Here is a 14158-nt window from a genome sequence, read left to right on the forward strand (position 1 = left end):
ATGAAATGCCGAATTCTCCTGGCCCTAGGGGCCTTCTGCGGCTGCGTGATTCTCAGAGGTCAGATCATGATTTCTGCGAATGAGAACAAAATCGACTTGACCAGCGGCGGACCGAAAGTGGTCCATAATCCGCGTCCCGACTCGCTCACCTTTCTCGATTTCTCGGTTTTCCCTCCCCGCGTGCAACATCTCGAAGGGGTCGAGAACTCGGTCCTGGGCCCGCCGTCCAATGTCGCCATCAGCCCTGACGGACGCCTCGCCCTCATCGCCAATTCGATCCGTGTCCCCTTCCCCGGAGCGACGAATTGGGTCCCCGAAAACTCCATCCATATCCTCGATTTGACGTCGCGCCCCCCTGCCCTCGCCGGCCGCGTCAACGTCGAGGCCCAGCCTTCAGGCATCTCGTTTACTCCGAACGGACGCCAGGCCCTGGTGGCCAATCGCGCCGCCGGCACGGTCTCGCTCCTCCATGTGGACGGCCTCAAAGTTCGCCATGAGGGTTCCGTCAAAGTCTGCGAGCCCATCGAAGCGGTTTCGGACGTGGCCGTGAGTCCCGACGGACGTCTCGCCCTGGCGAGCGCGCAAAAAGGAGGCTTCCTGGCGGTGCTGCGAATCGAACCCGGTCATCTGCATTTCACCGGACGAAAAATTTCGGTCAGCGGCCAACCCTACCGGTGCCTCATCACCCCGGATGGACAACTGGGATTGGTAGCCGGAGGAGGAGCAGGCAATGCTCGCGACTTGGACGCGTTGAGCATCGTGGATCTCACCGGCGCCTCACCGCAAACCGTGGCTTATGTGCCTTTGGGGGCTTCCCCGGAGTCCATTGAGTTGAGTCCGGACGGAAAACACCTGGCCGCGGTGGTCATGGACGGTTCGAACCTGGCGCCGGGCGATCCGCACAAAACGAAGCAGGGCCAGCTCGTCATGCTCAGGCGGAAAAGCCAGCGGTTCGTCGAAACGCAACGAGTCCCGATCGTCCCGATTCCGGAAGGGGTGGCCTTCACAGCGGACGGCAGATTCTTGGTGGTGCAAGGCCACCCTGACCGCGTCTTGCAGGTATTCGCCGTCAAATCCGGGCGCGTCTCGGATACCGGCCATCGTATTCCCGTTCCGGGCATGCCTTCCGCGTTGCGCGCGTGGGTGCCCGCTCGGAGATAAGCACACATCGGGAACCCATGCGTGCGACACCTCAGTCCGGCGCCATCCGTCGCAGCCAGCTGATCTGGATTTCCGCGGGTTGTGAATCACCACGCGTAAGATCGACCGTCCCAAGAGCAGACTCAGAAACGAAATGGATCCCAGGATGAAAACCGCCCCTCCCTCAACCCATTGTGACGACACCCGTCGTGGACGTCGTACTTTTCTCAAGCAGGCCTTTATGGCGGCGGGACTCGCCGCGATAAGCCAACCCACAGGCCAGGCCCAAACTCGGTCTCAGTCCGCCCCCCCGAAGGATCCCTATGCCGGAGGGCCAAGGATCACCCAAGGCCAGCCTCCGCGGCTCAAAACGAAATTGAGGATTACCAAGCTCGAAACGTTTCTGGTCAAGCCGCGCTGGCTCTTCCTGAAGATCCACACCGACGCCGGCATCGTGGGGCTGGGCGAGCCCATCACGGAAGGGCGAGCGCGCACCTGCGCGATGGCCGTGGAGGAAGCCTCGCACTACTTGATCGGCAAGGATCCCCGCAACGTCATTCACCACTGGCAGGCAATTTACCGGCATGCCTTCTATCGCGGCGGCCCCATCCTTACGAGCGCGCTCAGCGGCATCGAACAGGCCCTTTGGGATATCAAAGGGAAATTCATGGGGGTGCCGGTTTACGAACTCCTGGGTGGCCCCACGCGGGACCGAGTCCGTGTTTATGCCCATGCCGGCAGCCCGCAATCGTTGAAAACGCGGAAGGCCGAGGGGTTCACCGCCTTCAAAACCGGGATCAAAAACTCGACCCGCTCGGGCATCGTCACCCACCCGCGCTTCATCGAGGAAGCTTCCCAGGCATTCGGCGAATTGCGCGAGGCGGGAGGGAAGGATGTGGACATCGGGATCGACTTCCATGGCGCCATCAGCCCGCAGAATGCCAAGCTCCTCATCAAGGCCCTGGAACCGATGCAGCCGATGTTTATCGAGGAACCCGTGCAATGCCAAAATGTCGATGCCATGGCCGACATCGCCCGCGGAACTCACCTCCCGATCGCCACCGGAGAGCGCATTTTCACGAAATGGGGATTCCGCGAAATCTTGGAGAAACAAGCGGCGTCCATCTTGCAGCCCGATCTCTGCCACGCCGGGGGGATCTTCGAAGGCCGCCTGATCGCCGGCATGGCGGAGGCCTACTACGCCGCCATCGCACCCCATAATCCCCTGGGCCCCATCTCCCTTGCCTGCGGACTTCAACTGGCCGCATCCGTCCCCAATTTCCTTTGCCAGGAGCAGGTTTCGCTCGGCGAAGGCTACCTGAAGAAACCCTTCAAGATTGAAAAAGGGTTCGTCGAAATCCCCGAAGGACCCGGCCTAGGCATCGAACTCGACGACAACCAAATTGAGGGCAAACTCAACCACGACTGGCGCAATCCGGAAACCTACGACCCTGCGGACGGCTCCGTCGTGGATTGGTGACCCGCTTTCATCCTCCGGCCACAATTCTCACGATTTCCATCCGATCCCCGGACCCCAATGGGCGTTGAGCGAATTCAGAAGGAGAGACGGGCTCGCCATTGAGCTCCACCACCACGCTGCGCGGAAGCAGTGCCTGCTGCACCAGAAAATCGTGCAGAGTGCAGGGCAGGTTCACCTGTTTGCGCTGCCCGTTGGCGATGACCCAGCCTTCCGTGGTTTCCATTGGCCGTTCGTCCATGAGGGTTGGATCGAGGTTCACCTCGCGCTGACGTGCGGAGCGCCCAGCGTTCGCCAGCGTTGAACCTCGTCCCACCGGTTCAGTCGGCACCGAAAAAAACGCAAAAGCCAGCAGTCGGATCGAACTCGCATCCCGGCTAACCTTCGCCTCGCCTCCCACACGTGGCGCCAGTGTTTCACGGCGTCAAGCAACGCGTCCCCATAGGCCTTCTTGAGAAACGAAGTCCTTCGAATCAACAGGCATCCCGCCAGCGCTTCCAAGGCCAGCCCCAGGCATTGCACCGGCACGAACCAGAGCCACAGCCATTCCGTGTTTTTCGCCATGACCCAGAGTCCGTTCCGATTGGCGAAATAACGCTTCGTGTCGCTGGTGCGGAACTCGACGACGTTGCCGCCCCCGGCCGGATTCACATCGACCGCCCCTCGATGATGCATGCGGGCCGAGGGCGCGGCGATCGCCCGCCCACCCGCCACCCACAGCCGCATCGTCAAATCCAGCTCATCCGAGTACATGAAAAAGAGCTCATCGAACCCGCCCAGGCGCTCGAACCAATCCCTTCGTATGAGATAGCCGCACCCCTCCGGCATCAACACCTCCCGCACAGCTTCATGTTCCTCTCGCGTGCTCACCCAGCCAAACACGTCGAACCCCGCCGCGCCCAGGGATTGAAACCGGTCGTCGTGATAATCGAGCACTTTGGGCATCGCCGCCTGCGCCCGAAAGCGCTCCGCCTCTCCCACCAGCCGTTCCAGGCATTCCGGCTCCAGCCAGGCGTCATGATTCAAAAAGAAGAGCCATTCGCCTCGGGCAACCGCCGCCGCCCGATTGTTGCCCGCACAGAATCCCACATTGCCCCCCATTCGCATGAATCGCGATGATTTCCAACCCGAGACCCATCGTTCACACATCAGGTCCGAACCATCCGCGCTGGCATTGTCCGCGACGATCAACTCAACGCGACCGGCGCACGTTTGCGCTCTCACCGAGTCGAGGCACCTGTCGATCCACGCCCGCCCGTTGTAGTTCAGAACCACCACGCTGACCCAGGGTCGTGCCTGAACGGTTTCCTCGTTCACAAGACCTTCTCCCCTCGGGCCCGGGCTTCCAGCCAGTCACACGCTTCCGGCAGGATTCGGGACCAATGCATGGACTGGGCTCGCTCCCAAGCCTGACGGCGATACGCTTGGTAACGTTCGGGATGTTGCAAACACTCCGCCAGACGATCCGCCAAGGCCTCCGGTGTTTCCGCGCGCGCCAGCACGCCCGTTCGCTCATCCAAAGTCGATTCCCGCAAACCTTCCACCGGATAGACGGCGGCCGGCGTGCCCATCGCATTGGCTTCGATCACGTTCAGCCCCCATCCTTCTCTCTGGGACGCGTGCAACAACCAATGAGACGCGCGAAGCATCTGGTCCTTGGCCGCTTCGGAAAGCGGTCCGGTAAATTCCACCATCGCCTCCAGGTTCCGTTCCTTGACCATTTGTCTCAAAGCCGGCTCGGCATCGCCCGAACCCACAATGGTGAGTCGCGCAGCCACACCACGATCGTGGAGCAATGCGAGGGTGCGAATCAAATGATCCACCCTCTTGTTCGGAGCCAAACGCGAAACCGCCGCCAGACGCAACGGAACCTGCAAAGGCTTGGGATCCAGCTCCTCCAATGCCCTCGTGTGGACGCCGTAGCGAATGATTTTCACCTGGCGGACCCCATGGCGCATCAACTGGTCGCGCGTCGATTCGCACGCGGTCCAAAACACCTCTTTCCGATACAACCAGTGGGTCCATCGTTCCTGCTGCCGCCCGATCCAATTCCAAGGCCAGCGATAGAAAGCATTCCAAATCGGCCCCAGCACTTCATGAATGTAAGAAACGCGGGAGGTCTGCGCCCACCACGGAGTGTACCAGGGAATGCCATGATGCTGATCGATGACCAGATCGAAGCGGGGTTGCGTCCGGCACCAGGCACGCGCGGCCAAGAATGATTTTCCCACGCCTCCCCCCCTCCGCACGGTGAGCCGTCCCCAGCGCTCCTCCGGGAGGCAGCCGGGAAACGAGTTGGCAAACCACACCACCTCATGACCGCGCTCAGCCAGCGCTGTCAGGTAGCCCTCCGTCACTCGCTCCGCGCCCCCCGATTGCGGGTTCTTCGGATCGCGCCAGTTCAACATCAAGAATCGCATCTCGCCGGATCGAGGAGCGATTAGCGATTCGCGGGAGACGACCGCGTCTTCCTCGGTGCGGGCAGCTCGCGCACCAGCTTCAAGGCCTCCTCCATGTAGGTCTCCCCCGCCATCTCCCCCAGCGAAGTCCTCGAGACATAATCGTAGATCTTGAAACTCCCCCAATCGACTTTGGTCAACAGATAGCCAAAGGCATCATTCGTGAGCCCGAAGAGAAAATTGTGCTCACCGCGCATGTTCCGCTTCAAATAATAGCCGATGTTGGGAAGCGCCTCGCCGGGGATGGTCAGGATTTGCGCGCCGCCCAGATGAACCACATTGAGTTGCGTGGCGAGTTTGCCGTCCGTCCGTTCCGGATACTTCAAGGGAGAGCCCTTGAGAATCGCCCTCATCAAAGGAGATTCTATCGTGAATTCGAGAGGCCGGGACCAGCACGCCAACTCTGGGTCTTCCTGCTCCGGAGCCTCCTTCACCACCCGCATCGCCTCTTCCGCCAGCAAACGCCCGATGCGGCGGCACTCCTCCCAATCGTTCCGCTCACCACCACCCTCGGCGCGATTGTCGGCCGTCACCATGCCGCCCTGCGCGCCGTTCATGAACAAGCCCGCCCCACCACCAAGCTCCCGCACCCGATCGCGCAGCGGCCCCACGAGGTCCGGACTGCACACACCGCGCGAAGCCCCGATGACCTCCGGATGAATCGCGTAATTCACCAGGGTGGCCAGCGCTTTGCCGTCCAGTCCCACCGCTTGAATCACGTGGCAGCGAGGATCATAAAGCCGGTCCGCGTAGTAATTGTAAGCGATCTTTCCCCGTGCCTCGCCCGTGGCCACTTTCAACCGGGCCGGAGTCAATCCGGACACCGCCCGCTCGATGGCCTCCGCGATGCTCACGCAAGTCCGGTCCAGATACGCCAGATCGGCCGAAGTGCCGCCCTGGCCATCCGGAAAAGCGTAGCAATCGGGAGCGCTGTGAGTATGGCTGGCACCAATCAGGATGTTCCCGGGCTTGACGGAGGTCACCCGCGAACGCACCCGGTTCCCCAACACCGAAGGAAACCCCAGGAAATCCACACCGACAAATACCACGCGCTCGCCCCCGCTTTCGAAGGCCATCACCGTCGCCAACAATTCCCCGTGCTTCACGCGGGCCGCCTTGCTGGGCCCGACTCCCCCGCTCACCGGCAGCAGAGGATCCGGGGTGAGCACGACTTCGGCGTAACCGGCGCGAAATGGTGCGGCCACGACATCCACAACCCCGGCCACAACCCAACCCCCAACCCCGAGCACACAAAGGAGAAAGGGCCGAATTCGATTCCAACAAGAACTTCTCATAAGGTTTAGCTTTGGCTGAGTCTTTTCAACGGCACTTCAAAGAGCATGGCGTGCGCTTCCTTGAGCACGCCCGGGATGCGATCCGCAAACGGACTATGCCGCACGGCATGCCGTATTTTCGCCTCATCGAACTGGGAGGCATTCGATCCTGGAAACCAATGATCTCCCTGGCCGAGCAGATTATACCTCATTTTTCCCCAGCCCACCAAGTCCAGCGCCTTGGCAAAGGTCCACAATCTGAGGATCTCCTTCACATTGATCTGCCCCGGCACCTCGACGTACTCCGGCACGCCCTCGAACCAGCTCCGGCACCAGTCCTCGCCCAGGGCGCGGCCCATCTCACGCCTCAACGTCGCCTCTATGCCGGCGATCGCGGCCTCAGCTCGATCATAGTGCTCCAAAGCGGCCACATGTTCGTCGAAATCGGAAGGTCGCGCCGCCCCGCAACTCAACGTGTGAACCTGCTGGCGGCTCAGGCAGTAAAGATCGTTGAACTGCATCGGACTCAATGGCGCGCACCAGGCACGCCATCGCGGGGGCGGATCGTAAAGCTTTCCCCCCTTGTCGTTCGGACTGATGATGAACACACCCATGTCCCGCCGCGAAGCCGCCTCGATGGCCGGCCAGTTCAAATCATTCACGAAATACCAATGAACGTTGATGTAGTCGAATCCGCCGCTCTCCACGGCTTCAACGATGATATCGGTGGTCGCATGCGTCGAGAAACCCACGTGCCGCACCCGGCCCTCCTGCTGCAACTTTCGCGCGGCGTCCAGGCATCCTCCCTTCTGCAAAGACCATGTTAGGTGCTGCCGATGGTTGATTCCGTGCAAAGAGAGTAGATCAACGTGATCCAGCCCCAAATAGTCCATGGATCGATCGAAGGTCCTCAGAAACTCCCCCGCCGTGGCCATGGGCGCCACTTTCGTTTGCACGATCAATTCCTCGCGAGGCAGGGAAGGCAGAATCCGGCCCAACTGCATTTCCGAAGTCCCATAACCCCGCGCCGTCTCAATGTGGTTGATGCCCAACTCGATCGCCCGCCGCACCGTGGCCTCAAGATTCGATTGGTTGTCGGCAGGAATCTCCTCAAGCGGTGTATCCTGCCACTTGTGTTGGTACCGCATGCCTCCACATGAAAACACAGGCATCCGGAGTCCAGTTTTGCCAAATCGGCGGTGGCGCATGCGCGGTGTTATTCCACAGGGCGCCAGCCGAATCAACGCGGATGAATCCGGCGCCGCTACCGGACAAGGTGTTCGAACAAGGACGAGGGACTTGATGAAGCCCCGGGTCTTTCGCAAGCTCAGCGCATGCGGCATGCCTGCCTTCAATCCATTTCAAGAATTGTGGTCAAACTGGGCACGGGAGTGCTCACCGACAGCCAAAAAAAACCAGATCCCGCGCAATTCGCGCAACTCGCCGATCAACTCGCCTCCCTGAAGCAGGCGGGCAAGGAAGTCGTGGTCGTGACCAGCGGCGCCGTCGGGGCGGGCATGGGCGCGCTCGGCTTCGACAAAAGACCGTCCGATCTCGCAACCCAGCAAGCCTGCGCAGCCATCGGCCAATCCAAGCTCATGTCCACCTACGAGGGCTTGTTCAATCCTCGGGGCATCCCCATCGCGCAAGTGCTGCTGACCCATGACGACCTCGAACATCACGAACGACATCTCAACGCCCGCAACACCCTCGTCACCCTCCTTCGCCATCAAGTCATCCCCATCATCAACGAAAACGACGCCGTCTCCTCCACGGAACTGAAATTTGGGGATAACGACAAGCTCTCAGCCCTCGTCGCCTCCCTGCTGCCCGCCGACCTTCTCGTCATCCTTACGACCGTCGAAGGCATGTTCCATAACTACGGAAAGCCGGACGCTCGCCGCATCTCCATCGTCGAATCGATCGACTCCGACCTCGAAGGACACGCCTCCGGCACCACAAGCGCCACCGCAGTGGGCGGCATGGCGACCAAACTTCAAGCCGCCAAAATCGCAACCCGCAGCGGCATCCCGCTGATCATCGCTTCCGGTCGCAAGCCCCAACTTCTGGCCGGCCTGCTGGCCGGAGAGGACGACGGCACATTGTTCCTCCCGAAAGAGGGCAAGTTGCGCGGACGCAAACGCTGGATCGCCTTTTTTCACAAACCCAAAGGATCGTTGTTCGTGGATCGCGGAGCGATGGACGCCTTGCGCGATCACGGTCGCAGCCTGCTGGCTCCCGGCGTCCAGCGCGTCGAAGGCGAATTCGCCGAAGGAGACGTTGTGCGCATCTGCGACGCGGATGGACTCGAGTTCGCCCGCGGCATCGCGCGCTTTTCCGCCCTCCAGTTCGCCGGCGAGAAACACTCCCGCCTGGAACTCATCCACCGCGATGACCTGGTGGTGCTTTGAAACGAAGCCTTCCTTCCAAGCCCAAACTCCTCATGCCTTCCCAGCGATCTCCGCGACGCCGCGCCCTTCGACCACCACCGCGCGTCCAGTCCAGAACCCCGATCTCCCGTTTGCTGGAGATCATGTCGATCCTTCGATCACCGCAAGGTTGTCCCTGGGATCGCGAGCAATCTCATCGTTCGATCCGCTTCCATGCGGTGGAAGAGGTTTACGAAATGATCGACGCCATCGACTCGCGCAATGACGAGGAACTCGCCGAAGAATTGGGAGACCTCCTGCTCCAGGTCGTGTTCCACTGCCAACTGGCCTCTGAACGCAAGGCCTTCAACTTCGAGCAAGTCGCCCGCCGCATCGTGGACAAACTTCTCCGCCGCCATCCCCACGTTTTCGGCAATGTCAAGGTGCGCGACGTGGATGCCGTGTGGGCGCAATGGGAGAAAATCAAGGTGGGCGAAAAAAGAGGCGCCTCCTCCGAGCGATCCTCGGCTTTGGACGGCATTCCCCGTCATCTCCCCGCGCTCCTCCGCGCGCAAAAGCTTCTCAAAAAAGCCCGCAAGGCAAAACTTCTCCCTCCCGGCAAAAACACCCCCGAAGGCCCGGGCTCGGCGCGGGATGCTGCACAGTCGCTTTGGAAGCTCGTCGAACGAGCTCAAGTCAAAGGCTGGAATCTGGAAGACCTCCTTCGCCTCGAAACCGATCGTCAGGAACGAAACATGCGAAAGCAGGAAATGGCGGTTTCCTCATTAAGCCGCGACTAGCCCCGAAACTTCATCTTTCTCTTGCGATCCGGAATTTCCGGAGTTGCCCGAATTCTGGCAACTCGATCATGCGCCTGACCGAATCCAGTCGAATCTGAACCACGCGGGCTGGCCTTATCATGAGACTCCGGGAGACGTGCTCTCCCCCGGAGCCCATGACCTAAGACCGCCCCTTCCCACCAGGGCGGCACCCTCGACCGTTCTCGGCCCGCTGAGGAAGCGCGACCGGAGCTCCTTGAAAACCGATTCGAACGCAGTCACGGCTAGGCGGCGTGGTTGGACATCCCCGTTCTCTCTCCGAACGCGAGACACGACTTCCCGGCCATCAACCTCAAGGACTGCGAGCCAGGGAAAGGCAGGCAGTCAACATTCCAAGGCCTCCCCTCGAACGCTTCCGCCTCCTTCGCTCCGCTGACATCCGACGTGGGAAATGCGGGATCGCCTGACCCAGGTTCGGCCGGATTGACCCCGCGCTTGGGATCGTCCGCCCTCCTCCCACCGCCTGGCGATGGAAGATCATCAGATTGATAGGCGCAGACATAAATGGCGCCGGCGCTGTTCCCAATGTCCATCCACTCCACCCTTGCCCGTCCTGGCGGGCTCATCACCGGAACCTGCGGCACCGTGATGCGAAGGCGATCGTAGCTTGCGCGCCAGTCGGTCACGGCACGGCCGGTGATGCAAAACTTCCCTGAGTTGCTCGTCACCATCAACCCCTCCACATAGAAACCTCCAAACAAACGAAGTTCCCCTTCCGCCAGGAAATAGCACTGGCCGGTCACCGCAATCGCTCCGAATTCCGTCTCGGCATCCAAGGCAAGCTCCAGAATCCAAGCCCTGTGCAGGCCTCGATAGAGTCCGCGAATCTGACGCGTCCCTCGATCTCGATATTCCCCGCGCCCCATTTCCGTCGCCTCAAGGCCAGGCACCAGTTCCATGCCCAACTCCTGGCTCGGCCATGCCTTGACGGCGTGGCTGGGCAATGTCGGATCAAACGAAACTCTTGCGACGCGGCCCCCATCCCGGCCACCCGCCACCGCCCTTCGAGTCTTTTCCGCCATCCTCACAATGCTTGCCTTTTCGTCCATGTGGCCGCCCCCAATCCACCGGAACGATCCGCGCCGTCTCGGGAGAAAACCATCAGTTGCCCGCTACTGAGAAGAGAAAGACAGGACCTGACGAAAAATCCCGAAATTCCGGTTCTCGCCTCGACTCAAGCATGATCCCCCACTCACTTGATGCCGAAGTTACTCACCATTGCACACCCCGGCCCGGCGGAGTCTTTTGCTGGAAACGGCCGTTAAGCAGGGTCGAGATGCGCAAGAGCTCGAGCGTCAAAGGCCTGCCGAAAGTTGAGGTGGATCCGCAGCTCGAAACTCAGACATCCTGCCCCCAAGCGGGAAATGCGGGACGGATGCAGAAGGGATGTGAGACCAGAGTGACGTGAAGCGGCACAGTCGCAAGCCGGAGGCTTGCCAGCTTTTAGCCGGTGGTTGAGGAGCGCAGCGACAATACCACCGGTCCACCGGGTCCCCCAAGCATGGGCATTCCGGAGGGATGCCAGCGTCCGAGGTGCCAATACCCGGGGGTGGCGCTCGTGCCTCAAGCCACCCCCGGGTCAGGATGTCGGAAACCGGAGAAAGGCTTCGCCGTCCAGATCTTGCCAGTGATCAATGCGGATCAATGGCCGTTTCCAGATTCAGCCATCGAAGCCGCCATAGCCCGCCCCGCGATCCAACCCGTCGTCCAGGCCGCTTGGAAATTGAATCCCCCCGTAATCCCGTCCACATCCAGGATTTCACCCGCAAAATACAACCCGGAACATCGCCGGCTTTCCATGGTCTTGAAGTCCACTTCCCCAAGCTTCACGCCTCCGCACGTCACGAACTCTTCCTTGTTCAAGGACTTGCCCACCACTCGAAGTTCGGTTCGCACCAATCGATCGCTCAATCGATGGGCTGCCGCGTTGGACAACTCCGCCCATTTCCCGCCCAACCGCTCCAGGGCCAGCAACGCAGCCCACAGCCTCGAGGGCAGCCCCGGGGGGGTCTGGTTCGTCAAAAGTTTCGCCGCCGATTCCTTGCGTTGCTGCTCCAGCCACTGCCTCACTCCCTCCATCCCCAACTGTGGCAGCCAACTCACGCGCAAGGAAAACTGGTAGCCGCACTCATGCAGCGCTCTCGCTCCCCAGGCGGAAAGCCTCAGAACAGCCGGCCCGCTCAATCCCCAATGCGTGAACAACAAAGCCCCGCGCTCTCGCAATCGCTTGGCCGATCCCTCCACGCTCAACTCCACGTCCGCCACCGATAGCCCCGATAATTCCCGAACCCAGGGCGCCTCCAGATGAAAGGTGAACAACGAAGGCACCGGCTCTTGCAACGAATGCCCCAGGGTCTCCAGCATCGCCGCAAAATCCGCCCGCTTGGCTCCCCCCGTCGCCACCAAGACACGCTCGGCGCAACCGGACAGACCGGACGCCAGTTCCAAATGAATTTTGCCGTCCGGTTCCCGTGCCATGCGCTTCACCCCGCATCGCGTGACCACTTTCACGCCCGCCCGGTCCGCGGCCTCCTGCAAACATCGAATGACGGTTTCCGATGAATCCGTGATCGGAAACATGCGCCCATCCTGCTCCACCTTCAGTTTCACGCCGCGCGCTTCAAACCACTCCACCGCGTCCCTCGCTTGAAACATCTGAAACGCCCCCAACAACACCCTCTCGCCCCTCGGATACCGCACGGCGAGTTCTCGCGGCTCGAAACAACCGTGTGTCACGTTGCAGCGGCCGCCGCCGGAAATCCGGACTTTGGAAAGGCACACGGCGGATTGCTCCAAAATCGCCACGGCGATCCCTGGACGCGCCTCGGCAAACGCGATGGCGCCGAAGAAACCCGCCGCCCCGCCCCCCACCACCCCCACCGGAGGTAGTGTGTTCAACTCCGCGCTGCATTCCATAAAATCCAAATTCCCAAAATGCCCACCGCCAAGGCTACACCTTTGCGATACTGCTCGACGCCCAACCCCATCAAGATCCGCTCCCCCAGCGCCGTGCCGGCCACGCACCCCGCCGAGGCCACCACGATCGTAAGCCCCATGCCCTGAAGACTCTCCCATCCTCGCGCCAAGTAAACCGGTGTTCGCGCCACATCGACCGCCAGCGCGATAGCGGTGCTCGTCGCCAAGAAAGCCCGGGGCTCCAACCCGCAAATCAGAAGCGCGCAAGCGCGCAAGCCGCCTTGGTTCCCCGCGACTCCACCAAAGAATCCGGAAAGCAGGCCGAGCGTTCGCCCGGCCCGCGGGCGCCACCCGAAAAATCCACTGCTCAAATTCGCCGCCGCCGTGGCCAGCAGCAGCAAGCCCATCGCCATGGTCACGCCTTGGCCTCCCAGCCAGCGATGCGACAGGGCTCCCGCCAATCCCCCCGCCGCGCTCCAGACTCCAAATTTTCTAAACACCCCCCAATCCACGTGGCCGTAATGCCTCCAAAACCGAAACACCGTGGCCATCAAATGCGGCAGGGACACCGCCATCACCGCCCGCTCCATGCCATACTCCGCCGCAATCAAAGGCGTGAGCAGGCTGCCAATCCCGAATCCCACCAAGCCCGCCGTGGCTCCGGAAACCAGCCCTACTGCAAACACACCCATCAGAAAGAGAATCATGCTCTTGGCACTGAACAATCGCTTGCCCGCAGGATCCACACTCGGCCTGATTAAGAATCATTCCGCACAACCAGGGAGCGGTGTCTTGAGCCCGGAAATCCCAGACTGAGGGGCAACTATGAAATTTCCGGGCCAGACGAGTCAATTCGCATGGAAAACCCACCCACGATCCATCGAGATTCGACCGAATCCTGATTCCAAAATCAAACGGGAGACACCGCTCGCCCGGCTCATGCGATCGGGAGACTCGCCCATGCCAAGTGCCTCCCCCCAGGCATGAAACTGTGATCCCCGGACCGCGCCGTTCACGGCGCCTCAACGTGGACAACCCATCCGCGTGGATTCCCAACCCGTCCCGAATGACGCCCCAGGCTTCCCCCGTAACGCAGACAGCCCTGTCTGCTGTGCCGCAGGCTGCCCAGCCTGCGAGCCGGTGCCAAGCCTATCGCCCCGCAATTCCCCCAGGCGTGCAACCGCAATCTCCGGACCGCGCCGTTCACGGTGCCTCAGCGTGGACAGCCTGACGACGTGGTTGGTCCGAGAACACTGGAGCAGGGTGGAGGTTCGCTCGAGGCAGAGATCTCGGGTCCGCTTCTTTGGGCGAGCATGCTGAACGACTCGTCACTGAGCTGCGAAGTTCGGGGCCACGCTGGAACGCCAACGGCGTTCTGTCCCTCAGCCCGGGGTTGGCCCGCGAAGGCGGGGCTACCCCGGGGAACAAGGCCCCCACCGGTCCCAACCCCAACGGGGTTGCGCTCGGATTGGAGAACTCCTTCGAGGCCTGCGGCGCGCATGGCGCAACCCCGTTGGGGTTGGATTTCACACACGCAGGTGACCCGGGGTAGGTCCGCGCGGACGCGGCCCAACCCCGGGCTGAAGGACGGAATCCCGTTGGGATTCGAGACGAACCAGCCAGTTCGCTCTGAACGAAGATCCCGGGTTCGTTGATCCCAACCTTCGAATCGAATGATGAGACA

Annotated in this window: 12 protein-coding genes; 4 read left to right on the forward strand and 8 right to left on the reverse strand. The window is 61.3% G+C overall.

Features of this window, described 5'->3' with window-relative positions:
• Nucleotides 1-66 precede the first annotated feature (66 nt).
• Nucleotides 67-1161, forward strand: coding sequence for a hypothetical protein (locus tag FJ404_01915; protein MBM3821639.1), 1095 nt, complete (start codon nt 67-69; stop codon nt 1159-1161).
• 220 nt (nt 1162-1381) lie between these two features.
• Nucleotides 1382-2620, forward strand: coding sequence for a galactonate dehydratase (dgoD, locus tag FJ404_01920; protein ID MBM3821640.1), 1239 nt, complete (start codon nt 1382-1384; stop codon nt 2618-2620).
• A gap of 7 nt (nt 2621-2627) precedes the next feature.
• Here dgoD and thiS read toward each other — a convergent pair whose 3' ends face one another.
• From thiS to FJ404_01945, 5 genes are all read right to left on the reverse strand, one after another.
• Nucleotides 2628-2843 carry a sulfur carrier protein ThiS gene (thiS, locus tag FJ404_01925; protein MBM3821641.1) on the reverse strand — a complete coding sequence of 72 codons (216 nt, stop codon included), beginning with the start codon at nt 2841-2843 and terminating at the stop codon, nt 2628-2630.
• Nucleotides 2844-2875: 32 nt separating this feature from the next.
• Complete coding sequence (locus FJ404_01930) at nt 2876-3970, reverse strand: glycosyltransferase family 2 protein (GenBank protein MBM3821642.1); 1095 nt, start codon at nt 3968-3970, stop codon at nt 2876-2878.
• Complete coding sequence (locus FJ404_01935; GenBank protein MBM3821643.1) at nt 3931-5037, reverse strand: glycosyltransferase family 4 protein; 1107 nt, start codon at nt 5035-5037, stop codon at nt 3931-3933. The genes FJ404_01930 and FJ404_01935 overlap by 40 nt, the downstream gene beginning before the upstream one ends.
• A 20-nt stretch (nt 5038-5057) precedes the next feature.
• The gene (locus FJ404_01940) at nt 5058-6281 is read right to left on the reverse strand and encodes a hypothetical protein (GenBank protein MBM3821644.1); all 1224 of its coding nucleotides are present in this window, start codon (nt 6279-6281) and stop codon (nt 5058-5060) included.
• Nucleotides 6282-6376: 95 nt separating this feature from the next.
• Nucleotides 6377-7558: an aldo/keto reductase gene (locus FJ404_01945; protein MBM3821645.1), complete on the reverse strand. Its 1182-nt coding sequence runs from the start codon at nt 7556-7558 to the stop codon at nt 6377-6379.
• Between the two features lie 126 nt (nt 7559-7684).
• Here FJ404_01945 and proB point away from each other — a divergent pair, with 126 nt between their 5' ends.
• Both proB and FJ404_01955 read left to right on the forward strand, forming a co-directional pair.
• A complete protein-coding gene (gene proB / locus FJ404_01950; protein MBM3821646.1) occupies nt 7685-8761 on the forward strand; it encodes a glutamate 5-kinase in 1077 nt (358 codons plus the stop codon).
• A 32-nt stretch (nt 8762-8793) separates the two neighbouring features.
• Nucleotides 8794-9519, forward strand: coding sequence for a MazG family protein (locus FJ404_01955; GenBank protein MBM3821647.1), 726 nt, complete (start codon nt 8794-8796; stop codon nt 9517-9519).
• Nucleotides 9520-9782: 263 nt separating this feature from the next.
• On the opposite strand, the gene FJ404_01960 is transcribed toward FJ404_01955, so the two are convergent.
• The 3 genes from FJ404_01960 to FJ404_01970 form a co-directional block, all read right to left on the reverse strand.
• Nucleotides 9783-10607, reverse strand: coding sequence for a hypothetical protein (locus tag FJ404_01960; GenBank protein MBM3821648.1), 825 nt, complete (start codon nt 10605-10607; stop codon nt 9783-9785).
• A 592-nt stretch (nt 10608-11199) separates the two neighbouring features.
• Nucleotides 11200-12474: an NAD(P)/FAD-dependent oxidoreductase gene (locus FJ404_01965; GenBank protein MBM3821649.1), complete on the reverse strand. Its 1275-nt coding sequence runs from the start codon at nt 12472-12474 to the stop codon at nt 11200-11202.
• A complete protein-coding gene (locus tag FJ404_01970) occupies nt 12453-13181 on the reverse strand; it encodes a sulfite exporter TauE/SafE family protein (GenBank protein ID MBM3821650.1) in 729 nt (242 codons plus the stop codon). The genes FJ404_01965 and FJ404_01970 overlap by 22 nt, the downstream gene beginning before the upstream one ends.
• Nucleotides 13182-14158 lie beyond the last annotated feature (977 nt).

The organism is Verrucomicrobiota bacterium, from assembly GCA_016871495.1.
Taxonomy (GTDB): Bacteria; Verrucomicrobiota; Verrucomicrobiia; order Limisphaerales; family VHDF01; genus VHDF01.

Excerpts from the sequence above, each read along its gene's own strand:
- dgoD (MBM3821640.1), top strand. The coding sequence starts at position 1,382 with ATGGCGGCGGGACTCGCCGCGATAAGCCAACCCACAGGCCAGGCCCAA.
- FJ404_01915 (MBM3821639.1), top strand. The coding sequence starts at position 67 with ATGATTTCTGCGAATGAGAACAAAATCGACTTGACCAGCGGCGGACCG.
- FJ404_01945 (MBM3821645.1), bottom strand. The coding sequence starts at position 7,558 with ATGCGCCACCGCCGATTTGGCAAAACTGGACTCCGGATGCCTGTGTTT.
- FJ404_01970 (MBM3821650.1), bottom strand. The coding sequence starts at position 13,181 with ATGATTCTCTTTCTGATGGGTGTGTTTGCAGTAGGGCTGGTTTCCGGA.
- proB (MBM3821646.1), top strand. The coding sequence starts at position 7,685 with ATGCGGCATGCCTGCCTTCAATCCATTTCAAGAATTGTGGTCAAACTG.
- FJ404_01965 (MBM3821649.1), bottom strand. The coding sequence starts at position 12,474 with ATGGAATGCAGCGCGGAGTTGAACACACTACCTCCGGTGGGGGTGGTG.
- FJ404_01955 (MBM3821647.1), top strand. The coding sequence starts at position 8,794 with ATGCCTTCCCAGCGATCTCCGCGACGCCGCGCCCTTCGACCACCACCG.
- thiS (MBM3821641.1), bottom strand. The coding sequence starts at position 2,843 with ATGGAAACCACGGAAGGCTGGGTCATCGCCAACGGGCAGCGCAAACAG.
- FJ404_01935 (MBM3821643.1), bottom strand. The coding sequence starts at position 5,037 with ATGCGATTCTTGATGTTGAACTGGCGCGATCCGAAGAACCCGCAATCG.
- FJ404_01960 (MBM3821648.1), bottom strand. The coding sequence starts at position 10,607 with ATGGACGAAAAGGCAAGCATTGTGAGGATGGCGGAAAAGACTCGAAGG.